The organism is Bartonella sp. MF74HXZ (genome assembly GCF_042194445.1).
GTDB classification, from domain to species: domain Bacteria; phylum Pseudomonadota; class Alphaproteobacteria; order Rhizobiales; family Rhizobiaceae; genus Bartonella; species Bartonella grahamii.
The window spans coordinates 61,905-82,176 of the sequence record NZ_JBHIMW010000004.1; the positions used below are offsets into that span (position 1 = coordinate 61,905).

Genomic DNA, 20,272 nt, shown 5'->3' on the forward strand with positions numbered 1-20,272 from the left:
TTTGAAAACGGGAATGTATCGCGGGCGTTCCGTTTTAGTGGTTAAAACTTTAGCGTTTTATCTCTTTTCCAGTAGTAAACTTCTTTTGATTCATGAGTGAATGCACGTTTGTGGCGTGCATTTTCGCTTTAAGGTGGATGTTGAGGTGTCCTTGCGTCGCCCTCATCACATTGATTTGAAAACGGGAATGTATCGCGGGCGTTCCGTTTTAGTGGTTAAAACTTTAGCGTTTTATCTCTTTTCCAGTAGTAGACTTCTTTTGATTCATGAGTGAATGCATTGGGTGAGATACGTTTTTCGCTTTTTCTTGAGAGCATGTGTAAGGCTTGGCCATAGAAAAATGATTTTATTATGGGAGATGATTTTTTTGTTTTTTTTGAGAGGCTATAAAGGATTGCTTGTGTCAGTGTCTTTTATGATGATTTCGTTAAGAGCTGGGGTATTGATATAAGTTAGGTCAGTAATGGAATCATTTTGTATCGCACTTAATTTTTATTGACCGTAGAGGGAATCCTATTAGATCGTAAAATATCGTCGTTTAAGGTGGTTGACCCATGTAAGGCTTTAAGCATACTGGTGTTTTTTATGAAAATATTTAAGGCAATGGTTTGTCTATAGGCTTATATTGTGACATGTGATTCTCCCTAAAAAAATAGAGATTTACATCACATTGATTTATAAGGTTCATTTGTTGTTTTGCGTCTTGAATGAAAGGTCTATCGTAGGATTTTTTCATTTCAAATTTCTTTCATGTTGAATCAATGACAATCACTTGCTTTTCGGTCACAAGTGGGGCTGGCATGTGGGTGAAAACTCTATAAGAAAGGAAAAAATGTCTGTAATAAATACATTTCAAATGTAAGGATTTTTGTAACATTGGGGGTTAAGTGTATGCTGATGCCAGGGTGTTTTCTTATAAGCAGAAAAGAGAAAACCGTTACAAGATAGAAGGTTTACACATTCAATAATCTTTAGTGCTTTTGATGATAAAGGTACATGAGACTTTTCTATGAATATCACGCTTTCTTTTTATATTTTTGAACTAAGAATTGTCCATATATTTTTTCTTATTTTTGTGAATATAAGGGATTTGTTACGAATAGCTTGTAAAAATAAGTAAACTTAAAACCAGATGTTTTATGTATGGGGTTGAGCGAAGTATTTTATCAAAGCCGGTATGACTCTCCAGTTCATAGCTGGTTTATGAATGGTTTTATGGTGTTACTTAGCTAAGTTTGCGATTTTTTTGTTATCTGTTCATCAATATCTAATCTTTAGCGGTCTGTTTAAAACAGAGGTTAAGACTTTTAAGAGTTCTATGAATCGTTTTAGATTTTGTATGTCCGATTGGAGTAAGAATATTGCGTATATCTCGTAATCTCTGAAATGAGAAGATAACCTCATTTTGGAAAATATGAAGTTGCAAGGGCAATATCAACGCTCATTTGTATTGTTATTTTTAAGTTAACTTTATAGCTTTCAAAAGTATTTGAAATGCCTTTTACAGAATGGAGATGATGGTTTAGTTCATGCTTTTGTTTATCGCGTTCTTTAACGGGGAATGCTTCTCATGCAAAATAGAGCGCCCAAGGTAAAATATGCTTATGTTGTACCGTCACGTGTTTTTTTAAAAAAGGAATATTTTCAATATTTGTTGCATCCATTTTATGACGGCGTTTTTGAATGTTATAATGGTTTTGTAGAAAGGTAAAATGGTAAAGTCTCGGTGCAGTGCATAAACGGCACTATGATTTTTACGCTTAATGAAAAAGCAAGCCTGCAGCCTTACACATTTTGCCAGCTTCCAATGTTGGTATATCCTTTGGTGCTTGGACAGTTCTACTAGCTCTTTTTGTACAGTTTTTACTCACAGATCAGCCCCGCTTGGGACCGAAAAGTAAGAGATTTTGATTGCTTCAACATGAGAGCAATTTGATTTGAAATGAAAAATCTTACGATATTCAAGATTCTAATTTAATATGAATAATGCTAGATTATGATGATTAATCAATTTGTTATCTATGAAGCAAGCAAATGAGGAGGAGGAATTTGTCGAAAAGTTAGATTGTTTATAGGTTGGTGCTGGTTAAGAAACTTCGTCCTTAAGGGCAGAGAGGATGTTAAAAAAATAAAACCAGCAAAAAGCTGGTTTTATCAAAATATCTCATTATGATGAAAGAGTGTGTTATGCAGCGTAGACAGCTTTACTGTTTTCATCTGTTTCTTCTCTCTCAGTTTTAAATTCGCGTTTCGGCTTGTTGGAGAGATGCATCTCTATGAGATTGATAGCTTCTGTTTCAGAAAGACTATTAATAACCGCAATTTCGCGGGCCATTCTTTCAAGAGCAGCTGTATAAAGTTGGCGCTCAGAGTAAGATTGTTCAGGCTGTAGATTAGAGCGGAAAAGATCACGGACCACTTCGGCGATACAAATAAGATCTCCTGAGTTGATTTTAGCATCATATTCTTGCGCACGACGTGACCACATGGTTCGTTTAACGCGTGCTTTTCCACGTAAAACTTTTAAGGCGCGTTCGACAGAATCACTAGCAGATAATTTACGCATTCCAACGGAAAGGGCTTTTGCAATGGGGACTTTGACATCCATTTTATCTTTCGCGAAATGAATGACAAAAAGTTTTAATTTATGTCCTGCAACTTCTTGATCTTCAATCGCTATAATTTGTCCTACTCCATGCGTAGGGTAGACGATATATTCAGAGGTTGCAAATTCTTTGGTCTTGGAAGACGTTCCATGTTGGGATGCCATATTTTAGTTTACTCCCTTATGATCAACAAATGTATCGGAAAACAGGTTATAAACCTGAGGGTTGAGTTTTCTTTAACCAAGTATATTGTACCAATTAAGTGAGCATAAAAGCCGAGTACTTTTAAATCCAAAAAAAATACATCGCTTTACTATAAAAAGCAAAGAAAAATACTTAGAAAGATGATCATGTTAAAATAACATTAACATCAAACTTCCAAAGAATCAATCATTTCGCTTAAGGATTTTTTTATTTTTACAAGAGACGTCTTTCAATTGTTGGAGGAGGAGGGTGTACACTGTATCATTACTCTTCGCCGCTTCCTGGATTTTCTGAAAAATACTTTTCTAATTTATTTGGAACGCCATCCATTTCTTTTGCTTGAGGAAGAGGGTCTTTTTGGGTGGTTAGATTAGGCCATTTGTTTGCATAATGAAGATTAAGTTCTAACCACTTTTCTAGTCCTGGTTCTGTATCAGGTAAAATTGCTTCTGCTGGGCATTCTGGCACACAAACACCACAATCGATGCATTCGTCTGGGTGAATAACAAGCATGTTTTCCCCTTCATAAAAACAATCAACAGGGCAGACTTCAACGCAATCCGTATATTTGCAGTGAATGCAGTTGTCGGTTACTACGTGGGTCAAGATCAAACTCCATTTGTTATTTTAATTCTCTTTAGAGGAAAGTGTGTGCGTGTTTTTATGATTGGTGAGTTGATCGCGTAGTATAGCTAGTTTTGCAAAAGGTGAATCAGGATTAAGGCGCTTTTCTTTTTGAAAAGGCTTATGATTTGCATGTTTGCCTTGGGATTTGTGGAACTTATGAGAGCGTTTTGTTTGTGATGGTGCTGCTTGAGGGGAATTTTCATTTGTGTGTTCCCCTTTTTTTACAGCGTTCTTCGATTTATTTTGCCACTTATTTCCTAATTTATCACGTTTTTTTTGTGCGTGGTGGTGAAATTGATGTCTATAATGCCATAGTAAAATAACTTTATCTTCTTGTGTAGGGAGAGGGGTTTTGGCAAAATTCCCAACAGGTTCAGCCGACGGTAAACGATTGGTTTTATGGGGATGTTTTTCAATACCAGAGGATAAAGTATTTTGGTATGAGGTATTTTTTTCTTCTTGTGTTGTTTCTGAATCGCTTATTGTTTTCCATTGACTGCCAACGCATTCTGCTTCAGGAACATCTTGCATTGTCTCATTGACAGGGGAAGAGGCTTGGTGTGCAAGGAGATTTTGTTCAAAAACAGTATTGCTTATGCTGTACGATTGATAACCAAGTCCTTTGAGGATTTCTTCCATATCGTTTCCATTGGCTCCAAGAATGGACATCATGGCTGGTGTAACAAAAAAACTTTTGCCATCATAGGCGCCATCGGGTTTGGGATCACTTCCTTGTTTCCAATGAAGTGCGGGGCGGATGAGATTGGCGAGACGTTCTAAAATATCAATCCGCACAGCACGTTGTCCTAAGATTCGGTAGCCGGCTAATTGATAAAATTGGCGGTTATAGGTAGGGTCAACAATCAAAGAGGTTCGACCAGCAGATAATGCTGACAAAATTTCACCCAAACCAGTTTGATCTTGTTCCGCATTTTGAAGATTCCACAGGAGGGTAATGGCTTGAACCGGAGCAGGTTTAAGCATTCCGGCAACATAGATGTGAAAAGCGCCAAAACGCACACCTAGACGCCGAAGCACAGCACGTGATTCTTGCGCAAGTTCTTTGACAATGTCTAAGACTTCGCGGCGTGGTAAAATCCCTAAAGAGTTAAAAAGTTGTAAAGCAAGACTGTTTGTTGAATCCGTTAAATTATCAGCATTACGCAAATCAAATAGAGGTTTTAAAGTCGTTTCAAAATGAAAGGTGACAAAGCGTTCTAATCGCTTCACAACGTTATCGCGGGATTCTCCTGTGAGTTGTTCATCTGCTAAAACAATCAGTTTTGGTTTGAAAAAATCTTCTGTTGCTACAAGCTGTCCTACGGGCTGACCAATCCAGCGCACAATTCCATCAGAACTGAGGGTAAAATCTCCATTTGCACAAGCACAAAAACGTGTCGCGCGTTTGGAAAAAGCAAGAATCAAATTTTCATTCTCTGTTGAAATTTGCTTCTCAGCTATTTGATCAGTACTGTTTTTGTTGGCATAAAAACGAAAACCTTCAAATTTACCCCTTCCGTGTTTTTCAATGAGAATATCATCTTGAAGAATTTCATCCTGTTGAACAATCTTGCTATCCATGATCATTTTCTTTCTCAGTGCGAAATTGGTCAAAAGCTTTTTGCGACAATTTCATAATGCTTCTTTTTCTTTAACACGTTTGTTGCGTTTGCTTCAATCACTCTTGTCGTTTTTTGCTGTTTCTTTTTGCGTCTTTAAAACTTGGATGATTCTTTTTTTTATTCAGTTTTCATTCAGTTTTGATGCTTTATATTTGCAAATTACACTTATTAGTTGTATTGTAAAGCTGAAAGCATAAATAAATTCTTCAATTTAAAAGGAAACAGAACCGGTTATTAAAAGACAGCTTTTGTTTTACATGATCATTTTATTTTTTTTTGTTGTTTTGTTATGAAAAGTGAAGAGAAAGTTTTTTCAAATATTTCATAGGCTAAAAGGCATATTGTAAAGGCATTTTGCAGGTGAAATTGTGTCTTATGACAAGAATTTTTACCATGACAGTAAAAAAAAACAATTGCGATTATAAAAATACACGTTAAAGTAGTGGGTACAGAAGTTAACAACTTTTGCGTTCTTTTTAAGCAAAGAACAATGATGTCGTTGCCAAATCAATTTTGATAATTTTAATCGCAAGGGGTTATTATGGGTAATCTTTCAAATGCTGTTTATAAAAGCAGCAAAAATTATAGCGATGCAGACAAAAGCTTAGGACGTAATATGATGCGTTCTGCTATGCAAGCGCCTTATCTTGAACGACAAAAAGAGCATGATTTGGCTCTGCGGTGGAAAGACAAACGTGATGATGATGCCATGCATCAAATTGCAGCAGCTCATATGCGTTTAGTGATTGCTATTGCTAACCGCTTTAAACGTTTCAAAATGCCATTGGGGGATTTGGTACAAGAAGGGTATGTGGGACTATTGGAAGCAGCTGCACGTTTTGAACCTGATCGGGAAGTGCGTTTTTCAACGTATGCAACGTGGTGGATACGCGCTTCTATTCAAGATTATATTTTGCGAAATTGGTCAATTGTTCGAGGGGGAACTAGTTCTTCGCAAAAAGCGCTTTTCTTTAATCTTCGGCGGTTGCGTGCAAAACTGATACAAGATGATAGTGCTTTGTCAAAACAGGATATCTTTCGCACAATCGCTGAAAAGCTTGGCGTTTCCGTGCGCGATGTTGAAACGATGGATTTTCGTTTTTCCAGTTCTGATAATTCCTTGAGTGTTTCTGTTTCTGAGAACAGTGATAATCCCATTGCTAAGATGGATGTTTTAGTGGATGATAGTCCTCTTCCTGATGCTTTAATTGAGCAAGTAATTGATGGTCAACGGCGTACACAATGGCTTTACGATGCGTTACAAATTCTCAATGAACGGGAGTTGGAAATTATTCGCTTTCGTCGCTTAAATGAAGAGGGTGCGACTCTTGAAGTTTTGGGTGAAAAGTTAGGAATCTCAAAAGAGCGCGTGCGTCAAATTGAAGCTCGGGCTTTGCAGAAATTGCGTTCTGCTCTTCTTACGGTTCATTCAGAAGATGCTTACGATATATAAGCAGTAAAAGGCTTTGTGGGAGGAAGAGAGAGAGAACGTATAAGTAGGGGGTATATGAGAGTATGATGAAGTTGGATTTAGGGGATTACCAGATTTGTCTAGGGATATGCCTCCTTGGGGATGCGTTTGGTGCTATTGATGAACAGAGGAAGATTGGGGGTGATATTAGTTCGAGGAAGTATGTATCAAACGGAGTCGTATGAAGGTATGATGAAATTGGTTTTTAAAATGTCCCTCTTCATTTGCGAATATGCTTTAAGGGAGAGGGCGTCATGCAGATAGAAAAGAATCAAAACTGTAGCAGGTGAGAAAAAAGGCTTATTCTGTAATGATTTTCACTTTTGTACCTGCGGGTAGAGTTTGTGTTGGTGAGAGGGCGTTGAGGATGCGGAAGAGTTTTTCTTTATCTGGTGTGTGTTGCATTTTATTGGCTAGGTTTGCAACGTTTTCTCCTTGTTTAACGCGGACAACACGGATTTTTAAGGGCTTCAGTTTTTTTAATTGTGAAGATGAAAGAGAATGAAAGCTTTGTAGCGTTTTTTGGGCAACCTCTACAAAATTTTGAGAATTATGTGGGGCGGCTGTCAGAAAACGAAAGATATGGTTGTTGAATGGAATGACAACTACATCAAATTGCCATTGCTCATTGGTAGCATGGGCTCGTGCTCCAAGTAAACTTTGGCTTTGGAATCCTTGACGCGTAAATTCTTGATGGGGGAGCCCCTGAATTGTGATGGGGCGGATAGATGATTGGTCTAGCCCGATAATCCAGCCGCTTTTCAAATAATCACTCGCAGATATTCCAGTAGGATGCGGAATAGCATCAAAACGAATCGCAATTTTATCTGGTCCACTGGCCCAAACAGTGTGTGCTGAATGTTCTATTGTAAAATTATTTGGAACAGAAAAAGCTATGCGCAACTGTGGGTGAATAAATTGGTTACCTCGTACAAAACCTGTATAAAACCCTCCTCCAAAAATCATGCCATCAATGCTTTTGAGAAAAGAATCGCGATCGGTTGTTTTACTATTCCCTTTACTGATTTTACGCGCCTTTTCTATCGCAAGCCGAATGCGTTGAGGGGTGGTTGGGTGAGAGGTTAGAAAATCTAGAGAGGCATTTTGGGTGCCGGAGATATTACGCAAAGCACTATAGGCTTCCATTGTTTGAAGAAAGCGCGGTGAAGCAAATGGATCATATCCTGCTTGTTGGAGCATTTCGAGTGCAAGGGAATCAGCTTCCAGCTCTTGATTGCGGGAAAATTGCGCTAGTTGTTGCTTGTTTTGCACAGGGTTATGAAGTTTTTTGCCAATAGAAGAAAGAAGACCTGAAGACATGTGATTTGTCATCTTTAATTGGGCTTCTTTTTGCAGGCGTAAAATGCCATGATTGGCTCTGATATGTGCTATCTCATGGGCTAAAATGGCTGCAACTTCTGAAGAATCATTGGCTAATGCCAGCATACCACGAGTGATGTAGATCGCACCATTGGGGAGTGCAAATGCGTTAACACTTTCTGAGTTTAAAATTGTTACAGAATAGTTTTGATGAGAACTATGTGATGGAACTGTCAGTTTACGGACAATCTTTGCTAAAAAGTGTTCAAGTTTTGCATTATAATAAGCGCCGCCATACATTTGTAAAACACGTGGGTGTTGCAGAGCGCTTAATGTGACATAGATATTGTGATTGTTGGTACGTTTGATCGTTTTAGAAGAAGTGGAAGAAAGCCTATCATTTTGAGAGAGGGGCGTATGACAAGCTGAAAGGAGAAAGGTTAAACTTATGAAAGTTGCTTTATACAGGCGTGAGCGAAAAAGAAGATTGCGTTGAAAAATGGGGTGCGTTGGACCATGGTGCACATTGTTTCTGTGGAGTAATTTGGCAAACTGCATTTGTATCTTTGTATCGTATGTTTCTTCAAGAGATTCATTAGGGATAAGGACTCATTTGGCTATATCACGCTTTTTGTTTATAAAAAATAACTCTCACTTATAAAAGAGTGCGCTGTAAAGGAAATTTTGTGAAAGGCAAAGTATGGCATGACAACATTTACGATATTGTTAAATGGAGATGTTTGTATCACTGATCGTTTGCTTAATCAAATTCAAAACAGTCGGGTGATTGCTGCTGATGGTGGTATGCGTCATGCGGCAGCGCTTAATGTGTCGCCTGAGTTGTGGTTAGGCGATTTTGATTCATCGGATGAGAATTTAATACGCGAATATAGTCATGTTCCGCGTGAGGTTTTTCCTTCTGATAAAGATATGACAGATAGTGCTTTGGCTTGCGAAAGGGCGCTGCAAAATGGTGCTAAAAAGCTTATTTTGTGCGGTGCTTTGGGAGGTGAGCGAAGTGATCATAGCCTTTCTCATATGACGCAAGCATTGATGATGGCTGAAAGGGGCATTTCAGTATTGTTGACAAGTGGTTTGGAAGAAGGCTGGCCGGTTTTGTCAAAACCTTGTTCGTATGATTTGCCTAAGGGATGTTTGTTTAGTATTATCGGTTTTTCTGATTTAAAAGGCTTAACTCTTGCAGGGGTAAAATGGCCAATTTGTGACAAAAATGTGTCATTTGGCTCTTCTTTAACACTTTCTAACCGTATTTGTGGAACCTTTTCTTGCCATTTAGGTTCTGGAAAAGCTATATTGTTAGCGTCTGTGCCTATTCCATAAAGCTCTTCCAATATATTTTGAATAAGGCAGGGGGGGGCCTAGTGATTAAGTGCCGACATAAACGATATATTATGTATTGATCTTGAGAAGGAAAGGTTTTGATATGCTAAAATCAATTTTTAAAGTGGCTGTTGTTTCAGCCATTGGTTTCAGTTCAGTCGCTTGTACCACAAACGATGAACGCGTTGCACGTTACGGCGTAGGAGGAGCAGCAATTGGTGCTTTGGCTGGAACTGCTATTGCTGGAAGTACTCCTGGAGCAGCACTTACCGGTGCAGCATTTGGTGCTTTGGCTGGAACAGTAACAGGTGCAGCTGCAAATCAAAGAAAACAACAAAGACAGGCATCACAATTGTGCACGTATCGTGGTCGTAGAGGACATGTTTACCAAGCACCTTGTGCACAAAGAGTCCCTGTACGGCAATTGTGTGCTTACCGTGATGGAAGAGGGGTGATGTATAAAGCACCTTGTCCGCACCGCGTTCGTTAATGGCGGCGCCGCTCCTGCGGCTTGACCGCATTTTCTTAAATTTTGGAAAAACGCCTTTGCTCAATCAAGCTTGTTTATCGGTTGAGCAGGGGGCGCGTATCGCGCTGGTTGGCCGTAATGGTTGTGGAAAATCAACCCTATTAAAAATTGCCGCAGGAATATTAGAGCCTCATGGTGGCGAAATTTTTCGCCACCCGCGAGTGACGCTCCGTTATGTCTCACAAAATCCGGATTGTTCAGGATTTGAAGATATTAACGCTTATATGGAAGCGGGGCTGGACGATATATCTGATGTTCAGTGGATCAATACGCTTCGCACAAATTTAGGGTTTTCGGGGGCGGAAAAATTGGAAACGCTTTCGGGAGGCGAAAAGCGGCGTGTTTCATTGTTACAGGCCATTGCTGCAAAACCCGATATTTTGTTCTTAGATGAACCAACCAATCATCTTGATTTACCAACCATTGAATGGCTGGAAGCTGTTTTATCGTCTTTGCGTTCAGCGATTGTGGTGATTTCCCATGATCGGCGATTTTTAGAAAATGTTACGCGGTCAACGGTATGGCTTGATCGTGGCACAACCAAAAGACTGGAAAAGCGTTTTTCAGAATTTGAAAGTTGGCGTGATAAGGCGTTGCAAGAAGAAGCCATTGAGCAGCATAAATTGGGGCGCCAAATTGCTCGTGAAGAACAATGGTTGCGTTATGGCGTGAGTGCACGGCGTAAGCGTAACGTACGGCGTTTAGGCGAATTAAAAAACTTAAGACAGCGTCATCAAACCTATAAAGGGCAGCCTGGAAATGCACTTTTGACAGCAGCGAAAAGTCATGAGTCTGGGCAATTGGTTCTTGAAGCAAAGAAAATTTCAAAATCCTATGGTGATCGCATTATCGTGAAAGATTTTTCTTTGCGTATTCAGCGTGGTGATCGAATCGGGTTGGTAGGACCCAATGGTATCGGAAAGACAACGCTCCTTTCTGCATTAATTGGGCAAGAAGCCGTGGATAGTGGAACGGTGAGGCATGGCTATAACCTCTCTATGGCATTGCTTGATCAGCAACGTATTTTAAATGAAGAAGAAACTTTAGCGCATTATTTAACGGGAGGAAGAGGTGATACTCTTGTGATCAATGGACAAGAGCGGCATGTAGTTTCTTATATGAAAGACTTTTTATTTTTGCCTGAACAAGCACGCACTCCCCTTAAAGAATTTTCGGGGGGAGAAAGAGCACGCCTCATGCTTGCACGACTTCTTTCACGTCCTGCAAACTTTTTGATTCTTGATGAACCGACCAATGATTTGGATATGGAAACTTTGGATTTGTTGCAAGAATTTATTGCTGATTTTGCGGGAACAGTATTATTGGTCAGCCATGACAGAGACTTTTTAGATCGTACTGTAACGCATATGTTGGCACCTCAAGGTGATGGTCATTGGGTTTTGTATGCGGGCGGCTATAGTGATATGATGGCGCAAAACCAGCATGCTCTGAGTTTACAACGCAAAAAAACAGAATTATCGCAGCGTAAAGAACCTTCAAAATCTCATGTGGGAGAGCTTTCAAAGCAGGATTCATCAACAGATCATAGCTTGATAGTGCGGGAGAAAAAACCACGAGGTAAATTGTCTTATAAGCAGGTTTATGCATTGGAAAGATTGCCTGAAGAAATTGCTGTTTTGCAAAATGAAATCAAAAAAATTGAACAAGAGCTTTCTGATCCAGCCCTTTATCGCAGTGATAAAGAGCGTTTTGAGCGTTTATCAACAGCGTTGGAAAAAAAGAAAAATACTTGCACACAAAAAGAAGAAGAATGGTTAGAACTTGAAATTTTACGCGAAGAAATGGAAGCGTGTTCACGGTAATATCTAAAAAATTTTAAAAGATTTGTATTGCATCATCGCTTTTCTTGGATTTGTTACAAGAGTTTGTGGCTGATTTAGCGGGAACAGTGTTGTTGATGAGTTATGGCAGAAACTTTTTAGATCGCACTGTAACATGTAGCTTTTCAAGGCGATGGTCATTGGGTTTTGTATGCGGGTGCAGTGATATGATAGCGCAAAACAAGTATGCTCTGAGCTTACAAGGCAAAGAAACAAAACTATCTTTGCCGTGAGTTTTTTCAAAATTGCGTATAGGGAAGCACGCCAGTTCCATTGCATACTTTTCCAGTCCCCAATGTTGCTACAGCCCCCTTGGAACTTGAGAGCATTCATAAGAAACATTCCCTTATCTTTACCTTATATCCTAAATACACCAACCCTGCTTATGACGGAAAAGCAAATGATCTTCATTGATTCTAACGTGAGAAGTGTTGTGGTGGGGAAAGCTTACTGTATTCGACGTTATGATTTAAGTTTAAAAATGATGATTTGTTAGGATAAATCAACGTGTTATTGTAACATTTCTAGGAGGAGAAAATGATAGCAATTAAAACAAAGCGAACAATTTCCACATTGATTGGTTTAGAAGATGCAGCTGAACTGTCTTCTTATTACCTCCGTAATGCGAATCATCTGCGTCCTTTTGAACCTGTTAGATCTGATGGTTACCACAGCCTAACAGCTTGGGAAATACGAGCTAATGCATTTGCTTATGAAAGTGCACAAGGACAAGCATACCGATATGCCGTACGATTAAAAAATGAAAACACAGTCATTGGTGTTGTGAATTTTACAAATGTGGTTCGTGGTGTTTTTCAAGCTTGTCATCTTGGTTTTTCTCTTGATGAAAAACAACAAGGCAAAGGTCTCATGTTTGAGAGTTTATCGGCTCTAATACGGCATATCTTTCATGTTTATCATCTGCATAGAGTGATGGAAAATTATAGACCTGAGAACATAAAAAGTGAACGTTTATTAAAGCGCCTTCATTTTGAAAAAGAAGGCTATGCCAAAGACTATTTGATGATTTCTGGAAAATGGAGAGACCACATTCTAACCTCTCGAATCAATGATCTGTATGAGTCCGTTAATAGATTCGAATAAAGTTTTATTAAAAGTTCTATCAAGGGGCTTTTTATCAAATGTGTAAATATGCCGAATTTCTGCCTATCCTAAAAGATAAAGATCCTTAACCAGCTCTTCTTTTGTAAACAGTTCAGACTCTCATTTAGCGGATTTCAACTGCTGACCACTTTATATGTTTCTTTTTGTAGATAATGAATTGATTTATCATCATAATTCATTTTTTCAATTTGAAGGAAGAGAGTCCTCAATATCGTAAGACTTTCTCATTTCAAATCTATTGATGTTTAATCATAAAAATTACCTCTCTTGCACATCACAAATTGGATTGGCGTACAAGTGAGGGGTTGTGTGGATAAAAATGATTGGAGGACAAGGATAAAAATGCTCTGTATAAATCCTTTTAATGTGAGGGCTGTTGCAATATTGTGTATTTTGTGACCGATAGTCTCGTTACAAGTTACACAAACAGCTTATTATTGGGTGAAATTTTTATACATTCATTTGTTTTTTTGCATTTTCTTTTCTTAAGAAATTTTCCAATTTTATCAATAGCTTTAACTCATACCAAGCGCATTTTTATAAAGCTCAATGATTGCTTCTTCTTCCATTCGTTCATGTTCTTCTTTTTTACGCAACCGTATAATGCTGCGAACGGCTTTACTATCAAAACCAGAGCCTTTAAGTTCAGTGTAAACGTCTTTAATATCATCAGAAATGGTTTTTTTCTCTTCTTCTAGTCGTTCAATACGTTCGATAAAAGAGCGTAATTGGTTTACGGATATAGCGTGTGTTTGATCGGTTACTGTATCGTTCATTGTATTTTTCTCCAAGTTATATATTTTAAGTTATTTTTCGACGACGAATTTATGTTGAAAAAGCTTGAAAAACAAAAAGTAAATCAAGCTACACAGTTTTTTTACAAATTGACTTTAAATATTTTGTAAAATTTTTAAGATATATGCATTTATAAAAGGGCTATAAAAAGAAAAATATAAAAATATACGTTTTAGACTTGAAAAGCTTTTGAAAAAAGAAATGTGTAATTTGTTTTGAGAATTTGACATCATAGAGGAAGTTTTGTGATTTTAAAAAAACGATATTGGGTGTTTCAAAAAGGATTAAAGGTTTTTCTCTTGAGCATTTTGCTCTTGTTTCCCCTTGTTGTTTTTGCAAAAGCTGACTTTAGGGTTTGTAATACAACCCAACAGTCTGTAGGGGTTGCTCTTGGATATCGTACATTTTCAGGGTGGGTGAGCGAAGGCTGGTGGACGGTACCCGTGACGGAATGTAAAACCTTAATTGAAGGGCCTCTTGCTTCACGGTTTTATTATTTTTATGCGGAAGGGGCACAAAAAAAAGGGAATTGGGCAGGTTCTGTAACCATGTGTGTGCAAGATAGCCAATTTACCATTCAAGGGGTTCATGATTGTTTCCCTCGAGGATATCAAAAGGCTGAATTTAAAGAAATCGATACCGGAAATCAAACCAGTTGGATGATACAGTTGACGGATGAGTCTTTGTTAAACAATTCAGTTATCCCTTCTCTTTCAGGAAACTCTCCACCGTGAAACGTGCTCGTAAAGTAAAAATTATTGCAACTCTTGGTCCTTCTTCTTTTTCCAGTGAAATGATTGAGAAGCTTTTTAGGGCAGGAGCAGATGTTTTTCGTCTTAATATGAGCCATACTGACCGTGATATGATGGGTGATTTGGTCAAGTCTATACGAGAAGTTGAAAAAACAGTTCGGCGACCCATTGGTATTTTAGTGGATCTTCAGGGGCCAAAACTGCGTGTGGGTCGTTTTACTAAGGGTCAAGAAGATTTGCGTGTTGGGCAAAGCTTTACGTTAGATAATCGCGATGTGTTGGGTGATGCACAGCGTGTTTTTTTCCCTCATGAGGATGTATTTTCGGCTGTTAAACCAGGAGATCGGTTATTGATTGATGACGGAAAACTGGAATTGCGTGCGCAAGTTTGTGATGGTCATTCTGTACAGTGTCGCGTGGTTGCTGGAACCCGTATTTCTGATCGAAAGGGTGTCAGTTTTCCCGATACAATTTTGCCTTTTGATTCGATGACGTCAAAAGATAAGGAGGATCTTCAGGCTCTTTTACAGCAGCCTGTTGATTGGGTTGCTCTTTCTTTTATTCAACGTCCAGAAGATATTATAGCGGTGCGTCGATTGACGAAAAGCAAGGTGTCTTTGATGGCTAAAATCGAAAAGCCTCAAGCCTTAGAGCATATAGAGAAAATTATTGATGTATCCGATGGTATTATGATTGCACGGGGTGATCTTGGAGTGGAAATGCCTTTGGAAAGGGTTCCTGCACTTCAGATGGAGCTCATAAAAGCTTGTCGTTTAGCAGGAAAGCCTGTTGTGGTGGCAACACAAATGCTCGAATCAATGATCTCATCTCCTGTTCCGACACGCGCAGAAGTGTCGGATGTTGCTACAGCAGTTTATGCAGGAACAGATGCGGTGATGTTGTCTGCTGAATCTGCTTCTGGTCGTTATCCCGAAGAAGCCGTGCTTATGATGGATCGAATCGCGCGGCAAATCGAACAAGATCACACTTATGCCGCTCAGGTTGGGGCACAACATCCAGCACCAGAATCAACAGGAACAGATGCGATTTCTCTTGCTGCGCGTCAGATTGCTGAAACACTTGAATTAGCAGCTATTGTTGCCTATACGGCTTCAGGAACAACGGGGGTGCGCGCCTCTCGTGAACGTCCCAATAGACCGATTATTGCTTTATCTCCCATTGTGGAGACAGCACGGCGTTTAGCTTTAGTTTGGGGGCTTCATTGTGTGGTTGCGCAAGATGCACGGAATTTAGAGGATATGGTTGATCGTGCAGCAGCCATTGCATTTCAGGAAGGTTTTTGCAAAGGGGGAGATCGCTTCCTTGTGACAGCTGGTGTTCCCCTTGGAACGCCTGGTGCGACAAATCTCTTGCGTATTGCTTCTGTCTCTCAAGATGGAACGAAAGGGATTTGAGCCGTTTACGCATGGTGTTTTTTTATGCGCCTTTAAACAGGCTTTAAACACAACGGGTGTGCGTTTTTTGTGAATGCTTCCATAGACCCATTATTCTTTTACCTCCCATTGTAAAGATAGCAAGGTGTTGCATTAGGTTATAAGGTTTGGGGATGGGAGCAGATGCGGTGATGTTGTCTGTTGATTTTGTTTTAGTTCTGAAGAAGCTGCTTTTACGGTAGGGCATTGAATGGGAGCCTCTCTTTTATTTCATTGAGGTAGGCATAGTGGGGATTGCTTTATTGCTGTTTATACGAGAAAGATGTTCATTGATAATGAGAGTTCATTCTTTTGCTTTTTGAATGAGAGCCTTGAAATTTGTCTCATTTTAAACTTTTGCAAACAGAATTGAATAAAATTAGAATTATGTGCCTAAAAGTCATGCTGATATGTCATGAAAAAAGTGTTGGGTGAATGTGTTTTAAAAATATGCTTTGTCGGCACATTTGCAACATATTGATTTATAATGATAATATAGCGTTCTTTATATTGAATTAAAACCCTGAATACCGCAAGGTTCTCTTAACTTTAAATTTGTTTATGTTTTGTCAATCATAACTATTTGCTTGCACGCCACAAATGGGGGGTGTGGGTAAAGACTGTACAAGAAAGGTGTCCCTCTTATGAATCGTTTTAAGGGACAAGGGGGCTGTTGCAATATTGGGGGCCGGTTATAGTGATGGTGCCGGTTTGCTCTTTTATTAAGCGTGGAGATTTTGAGGACTGGGGAGAGAGATATGGATTGTTTGTTATAAGGATCAAGATGTCGGTAGAGGGTGTTTTCAAGAGCTACTATTGTAGTTTATGATGTTTAAAGTTGCCACAGATTAACATAATCTTCGGGTTTGGCTTTTTTCCTGCTCTAAAGGATGAAAATACTAAAGTTCACGCTGGTTTATAAATGATACGGTTCTTCTAAGGTGGGTTTCATCTGATGGACATTTTAGGTGCAAAGACTCCATGGTGCTTATATTATCAAATGGCGGTGCTTTACGGGATAATAGATAAGGTTATTTTTTAAATATATTTTGAATAGATATATTGAATCTGCTTGATTTTATCTAAGGGAAAGGACTTTTGGTATGCATTTATAGGGAACATGAATAGAGTTCTTTTTCTCGAAGGATGCTTTATTTGTTTGTTGCTGTTGTCATTTATATGATTTTTTTTACAATGATGTTGGTTTTGTTATCTTGTTGCGCTGTTAAAAGGCATCTCATTTGAAGGGTGGTGATATAAGGTTGCCTCCTTGATATAAGAGGTGTTTGTGCAGGGGTGAAATATTCAGAGTCGGTTTTTTTTGTTGAGTTTTAAGTTCATCTCATAAGTGGTGAGTAGCTGGAATCCTCTCTATAAAAAACCGGACCATTTACAGACTGGTGTGGGTTTAAGAGTTTTTATCCTGTGAGGTGTAGCGGACAAGTAAAATTACTGGTTTGTTACGCGCTGATGTACTTTTAGAAATCTTCCTGTTCTTGTTCTTGAAAGCTTGTGCTGTTTTGATCATCTTTGAGCAATTGGTTGGTGAGATTTTCAATGCGTTGTGTGGTGTCACGCATAATTTTCCCCATGGTGCGGTCTCTTTCGTTGTGGAGTCGTAAAAGAGCATTGTAGTCTTCTTGTAATTTTTTATTTTCTCGTTTTATTTCTTCCATTTCATCGATAATCATTATGCCAGCCATAACCGATAAACGATGGTCGCCAATTTCACCAAAATTGTTCTTTAAATGTGTGATATATTGATCCAATTGTGCAGCGAGCGCAATAAGACGACGTTCTTGTCCTTTATCACAAGCCATGCGATAAATTTTACCATCAATGGTAACGGAAACAGTTTCCATACATTCAAACCTTTATCTATCAATGACAACACGAATTGTTTCCATTGCTTTAATAAGACGTTTGGAAACTTCTTTGTTTACGGACTCTAAGCGTTCAATTTGGGCTTCAGCTTTGTCAAGCGCTTGGGCAAGATGGCTGCGGTCAGCATTCATTCGTTGAATTTCTTCTTCCCATTCGTTATTTTTATCAATAACGGCATTGCGGTTTATTATGGTGATCTCTAAAGTTCTAAGTGCTTTTTCTAGGTGCTCTAGAGCATCTTGTAGAACCGTCGTTTCTTGGTTCATTGCTTTTATCCTTTGGGTAATTGTATCCTTTATCAATGTGTTATGCAAAAACGAATCACTTTCAATCTTGTATTGTGTGCGTTTTATTTTTAAGTATGTAGGATATTTTAGCAAGCAAAGCAGGGGATGGATATAAATTAAAAGCTGGATTTTTTGCGCGTATTGGCATAAATGACATGGATATACAGGACGCGTGAGGGGAATGTTATTAATGTTATTGAAGTGGTGGCAAAAAGTCTCACGCTAATGGTTAAAAAATAGTATTCCTTGAGAATTTTAAGAGAATACGGAAAAAGCAACAGAATAACGTATTTAACGAAATGGTCGATTATTCATGACAAATACCCACCAACAGAATCAGATGGCCAATGCTATCCGTTTTCTTGCTATTGATGCGATTGAAAAAGCAAATTCTGGTCATCCGGGCTTACCAATGGGGGCAGCCGACATTGCTACAGTCCTTTATACACAATTCCTTGCTCATGATCCTAAAAATCCTCGCTGGCCTAACCGTGATCGTTTTGTGTTATCGGCGGGGCATGGGTCTATGTTGCTTTATGCTCTCTTGTATCTTTCTGGTTATGAGGATCTCTCTCTTGAGGATCTCAAAAATTTTCGCCAATTAGGGGCAAAGCTTGCTGGGCATCCAGAATATGGGCATGTGGCGGGAATCGAAACAACCACTGGACCACTTGGACAAGGGTTGGCAAATGCCGTGGGAATGGCTCTTGGGGAGCGTTTGCAAAACGCCCGTTTTGGTGATCTCATCAATCATTACACTTACGCGTTGGTGGGCGATGGATGCCTTATGGAAGGAATATCTCAAGAAGCGATTTCCCTTGCTGGTCATTTGAAACTCAATAAGCTTATTGTGTTGTGGGACGATAATAATATTTCCATTGATGGAGAGATTTCACTTGCTGATAGTACTGATCAGATTGCGCGTTTTAAAGCTTCTGGTTGGGAGACACATAAAATCAATGGGCATGATCAAGCAGCAATTGCACGGGCTATTGAGGCGGCACAAAATTCCGATAAACCAACTTTGATTGCTTGTAAAACAACGATTGGTTTTGGAGCGCCAAATAAAGCGGGGACTAATAAAGTTCATGGAGCCCCTTTGGGCGCACGAGAAATCACTGAAACCCGTATCGCTTTAGGGTGGGAGGCTGAGCCTTTCGTTATTCCAGCCGATATTCTCGATAGTTGGCGCTTGGCTAGTCTCAATGCTGCTAAAAAACGTCAAAAGTGGGAAGCAAAATTTGCTGATCTTCCTGTCTCAGAGCGTGTGGAGTTCGAAAGATTGATGCGAGGCGATCTCGTGGGTGGATTTGATGGCGCTATTGATACTTATAAACAAAAACTGGTTGAAGAGCGCCCCGTTGTTGCTACGCGTAAAGCTTCAGAAATGGCTCTTGAAGTTATCAATGAAGTCGTTGTTGAGACCATTGGTGGTTCGGCTGATCTAACCGGATCTAATAATACAAAAAGCAGTCAGATGAAAAGTATCTCTGCTGAAGATTTTTCAGGGCGCTATCTGCATTATGGAATTCGCGAACATGCAATGGGAGCCGTGATGAATGGTCTTGCCCTTTATGGCGGCTTTATTCCTTATGGGGGAACCTTTTTATGCTTTTCTGATTATATGCGTCCTGCTATGCGGCTCTCTTCTCTTATGGGATTGCGGGTGATTTATGTCATGACTCACGATTCTATTGGTCTTGGTGAAGATGGTCCGACCCATCAACCCGTGGAGCATTTAGCTTGCCTGCGCGCAATGCCTAATCATCTTGTGTTCCGCCCTGCTGATGCTATGGAGACAGTCGAGTGTTGGCAATTGGCTTTGAAAGCACGCAAAACGCCTTCTACTTTGGCTTTGAGTCGACAAAATCTACCGCTTTTGCGTCAAGAGTATGAAGAAGAAAATCTCTGTATGCTCGGTGCTTATGAATTCCTAACAGCTAGTGATGATGCACAAGTGACGCTGTTTGCTTCTGGTTCGGAATTGCAAATTGCGGTGGAGGCACATGCGGTGTTAGAAGAAAAAGGCATTCCAACGCGTGTGGTTTCTGTGCCTTGTTTTGAACTCTTTTCTCAACAATCTCTCTCCTATCAGCGTGCTCTTATTGGAGATGCGCCGATTAAAATTGCCATTGAAGCTGCTGTCGCCCAAGGATGGGACCGTTTTATTGGCTGTGATGGTGTGTTTATTGGTATGGAGGGCTTTGGGGCAAGTGGAACAATTGATGCCCTTTATGCGCATTTTGGTATTACTTGTGAGAATGTGGTCGCCACTGTTGAAAAAGAGCTTGGAAAGATCAAAGAGGAAAAAACAAAATGACAGCTTGTGTTGTCATGAATGGGGTGGTTTTAGGGCATCATATTTTGTGCAGTGTTCTGGATGATCTTGTGCATTATTGTGGATAAGTGAGTGAGTGATCAAGATATTGACATTG

Annotated in this window: 15 protein-coding genes and 1 pseudogene; 9 read left to right on the forward strand and 7 right to left on the reverse strand. The window is 39.4% G+C overall.

Annotated features, from left to right (window positions below):
• Window positions 1-2,185: 2,185 nt before the first annotated feature.
• The 3 genes from ACFIJ8_RS04410 to ACFIJ8_RS04420 form a co-directional block, all read right to left on the reverse strand.
• The gene (locus tag ACFIJ8_RS04410; protein ID WP_273787664.1) at window positions 2,186-2,770 is read right to left on the reverse strand and encodes a CarD family transcriptional regulator; all 585 of its coding nucleotides are present in this window, start codon (window positions 2,768-2,770) and stop codon (window positions 2,186-2,188) included.
• A gap of 304 nt (window positions 2,771-3,074) precedes the next feature.
• Window positions 3,075-3,416, reverse strand: a complete 342-nt coding sequence (gene fdxA / locus ACFIJ8_RS04415; RefSeq protein ID WP_273787665.1) for a ferredoxin FdxA — start codon at window positions 3,414-3,416, stop codon at window positions 3,075-3,077.
• A gap of 21 nt (window positions 3,417-3,437) precedes the next feature.
• The gene (locus ACFIJ8_RS04420) at window positions 3,438-5,024 is read right to left on the reverse strand and encodes a hypothetical protein (RefSeq protein ID WP_375639090.1); all 1,587 of its coding nucleotides are present in this window, start codon (window positions 5,022-5,024) and stop codon (window positions 3,438-3,440) included.
• A 576-nt stretch (window positions 5,025-5,600) separates the two neighbouring features.
• On the opposite strand from ACFIJ8_RS04420, the gene ACFIJ8_RS04425 reads away from it, so the two are divergent.
• Window positions 5,601-6,512, forward strand: coding sequence for an RNA polymerase factor sigma-32 (locus ACFIJ8_RS04425; protein ID WP_015856975.1), 912 nt, complete (start codon window positions 5,601-5,603; stop codon window positions 6,510-6,512).
• A gap of 318 nt (window positions 6,513-6,830) precedes the next feature.
• Here the strand turns inward: ACFIJ8_RS04425 and ACFIJ8_RS04430 are convergent, their stop codons facing one another.
• On the reverse strand, window positions 6,831-8,408 hold the full coding sequence (locus ACFIJ8_RS04430; RefSeq protein WP_375629354.1) for a M48 family metalloprotease: 1,578 nt from the start codon (window positions 8,406-8,408) through the stop codon (window positions 6,831-6,833).
• A gap of 147 nt (window positions 8,409-8,555) precedes the next feature.
• Between ACFIJ8_RS04430 and ACFIJ8_RS04435 the strand changes: the two genes are divergently transcribed.
• From ACFIJ8_RS04435 to rimJ, 5 genes and pseudogenes are all read left to right on the forward strand, one after another.
• Window positions 8,556-9,191: a thiamine diphosphokinase gene (locus ACFIJ8_RS04435; RefSeq protein WP_273787668.1), complete on the forward strand. Its 636-nt coding sequence runs from the start codon at window positions 8,556-8,558 to the stop codon at window positions 9,189-9,191.
• A gap of 103 nt (window positions 9,192-9,294) precedes the next feature.
• Window positions 9,295-9,681 (forward strand): hypothetical protein, encoded by a 387-nt coding sequence (locus tag ACFIJ8_RS04440; RefSeq protein ID WP_273787669.1) that lies wholly within the window; start codon window positions 9,295-9,297, stop codon window positions 9,679-9,681.
• Window positions 9,681-11,543 carry an ABC-F family ATP-binding cassette domain-containing protein gene (locus tag ACFIJ8_RS04445; RefSeq protein WP_375639167.1) on the forward strand — a complete coding sequence of 621 codons (1,863 nt, stop codon included), beginning with the start codon at window positions 9,681-9,683 and terminating at the stop codon, window positions 11,541-11,543. The genes ACFIJ8_RS04440 and ACFIJ8_RS04445 overlap by 1 nt, the downstream gene beginning before the upstream one ends.
• 44 nt (window positions 11,544-11,587) lie before the next feature.
• Window positions 11,588-11,785, forward strand: a pseudogene (locus ACFIJ8_RS04450) (ABC transporter ATP-binding protein); the annotation flags it as partial.
• Between the two features lie 313 nt (window positions 11,786-12,098).
• Window positions 12,099-12,665, forward strand: a complete 567-nt coding sequence (gene rimJ / locus ACFIJ8_RS04455; protein ID WP_273787670.1) for a ribosomal protein S5-alanine N-acetyltransferase — start codon at window positions 12,099-12,101, stop codon at window positions 12,663-12,665.
• A gap of 536 nt (window positions 12,666-13,201) precedes the next feature.
• Here rimJ and ACFIJ8_RS04460 read toward each other — a convergent pair.
• Complete coding sequence (locus ACFIJ8_RS04460) at window positions 13,202-13,462, reverse strand: DUF2312 domain-containing protein (protein WP_039760779.1); 261 nt, start codon at window positions 13,460-13,462, stop codon at window positions 13,202-13,204.
• A gap of 264 nt (window positions 13,463-13,726) precedes the next feature.
• Here ACFIJ8_RS04460 and ACFIJ8_RS04465 point away from each other — a divergent pair, with 264 nt between their 5' ends.
• Both ACFIJ8_RS04465 and pyk read left to right on the forward strand, forming a co-directional pair.
• Window positions 13,727-14,215, forward strand: coding sequence for a DUF1036 domain-containing protein (locus ACFIJ8_RS04465; protein ID WP_273787671.1), 489 nt, complete (start codon window positions 13,727-13,729; stop codon window positions 14,213-14,215).
• Window positions 14,212-15,648 (forward strand): pyruvate kinase, encoded by a 1,437-nt coding sequence (gene pyk / locus ACFIJ8_RS04470; protein WP_375629362.1) that lies wholly within the window; start codon window positions 14,212-14,214, stop codon window positions 15,646-15,648. Before ACFIJ8_RS04465 ends, pyk begins: the two co-directional genes overlap by 4 nt.
• A gap of 1,496 nt (window positions 15,649-17,144) precedes the next feature.
• Here the strand turns inward: pyk and ACFIJ8_RS04475 are convergent.
• Window positions 17,145-17,528, reverse strand: coding sequence for a cell division protein ZapA (locus tag ACFIJ8_RS04475; RefSeq protein ID WP_273787673.1), 384 nt, complete (start codon window positions 17,526-17,528; stop codon window positions 17,145-17,147).
• A 12-nt stretch (window positions 17,529-17,540) separates the two neighbouring features.
• Window positions 17,541-17,816: a DUF4164 domain-containing protein gene (locus ACFIJ8_RS04480; RefSeq protein WP_005774573.1), complete on the reverse strand. Its 276-nt coding sequence runs from the start codon at window positions 17,814-17,816 to the stop codon at window positions 17,541-17,543.
• A gap of 334 nt (window positions 17,817-18,150) precedes the next feature.
• Between ACFIJ8_RS04480 and tkt the strand changes: the two genes are divergently transcribed.
• Window positions 18,151-20,157: a transketolase gene (tkt, locus tag ACFIJ8_RS04485; protein ID WP_273787674.1), complete on the forward strand. Its 2,007-nt coding sequence runs from the start codon at window positions 18,151-18,153 to the stop codon at window positions 20,155-20,157.
• Window positions 20,158-20,272: the final 115 nt, after the last annotated feature.

Coding starts and splice junctions, on each gene's coding strand:
- ACFIJ8_RS04475 (WP_273787673.1), bottom strand. CDS start 17,528: ATGGAAACTGTTTCCGTTACCATTGATGGTAAAATTTATCGCATGGCT.
- ACFIJ8_RS04425 (WP_015856975.1), top strand. CDS start 5,601: ATGGGTAATCTTTCAAATGCTGTTTATAAAAGCAGCAAAAATTATAGC.
- ACFIJ8_RS04430 (WP_375629354.1), bottom strand. CDS start 8,408: ATGCAGTTTGCCAAATTACTCCACAGAAACAATGTGCACCATGGTCCA.
- tkt (WP_273787674.1), top strand. CDS start 18,151: ATGACAAATACCCACCAACAGAATCAGATGGCCAATGCTATCCGTTTT.
- ACFIJ8_RS04435 (WP_273787668.1), top strand. CDS start 8,556: ATGACAACATTTACGATATTGTTAAATGGAGATGTTTGTATCACTGAT.
- ACFIJ8_RS04420 (WP_375639090.1), bottom strand. CDS start 5,024: ATGATCATGGATAGCAAGATTGTTCAACAGGATGAAATTCTTCAAGAT.
- ACFIJ8_RS04445 (WP_375639167.1), top strand. CDS start 9,681: ATGGCGGCGCCGCTCCTGCGGCTTGACCGCATTTTCTTAAATTTTGGA.
- ACFIJ8_RS04460 (WP_039760779.1), bottom strand. CDS start 13,462: ATGAACGATACAGTAACCGATCAAACACACGCTATATCCGTAAACCAA.
- ACFIJ8_RS04480 (WP_005774573.1), bottom strand. CDS start 17,816: ATGAACCAAGAAACGACGGTTCTACAAGATGCTCTAGAGCACCTAGAA.
- ACFIJ8_RS04410 (WP_273787664.1), bottom strand. CDS start 2,770: ATGGCATCCCAACATGGAACGTCTTCCAAGACCAAAGAATTTGCAACC.
- rimJ (WP_273787670.1), top strand. CDS start 12,099: ATGATAGCAATTAAAACAAAGCGAACAATTTCCACATTGATTGGTTTA.
- ACFIJ8_RS04440 (WP_273787669.1), top strand. CDS start 9,295: ATGCTAAAATCAATTTTTAAAGTGGCTGTTGTTTCAGCCATTGGTTTC.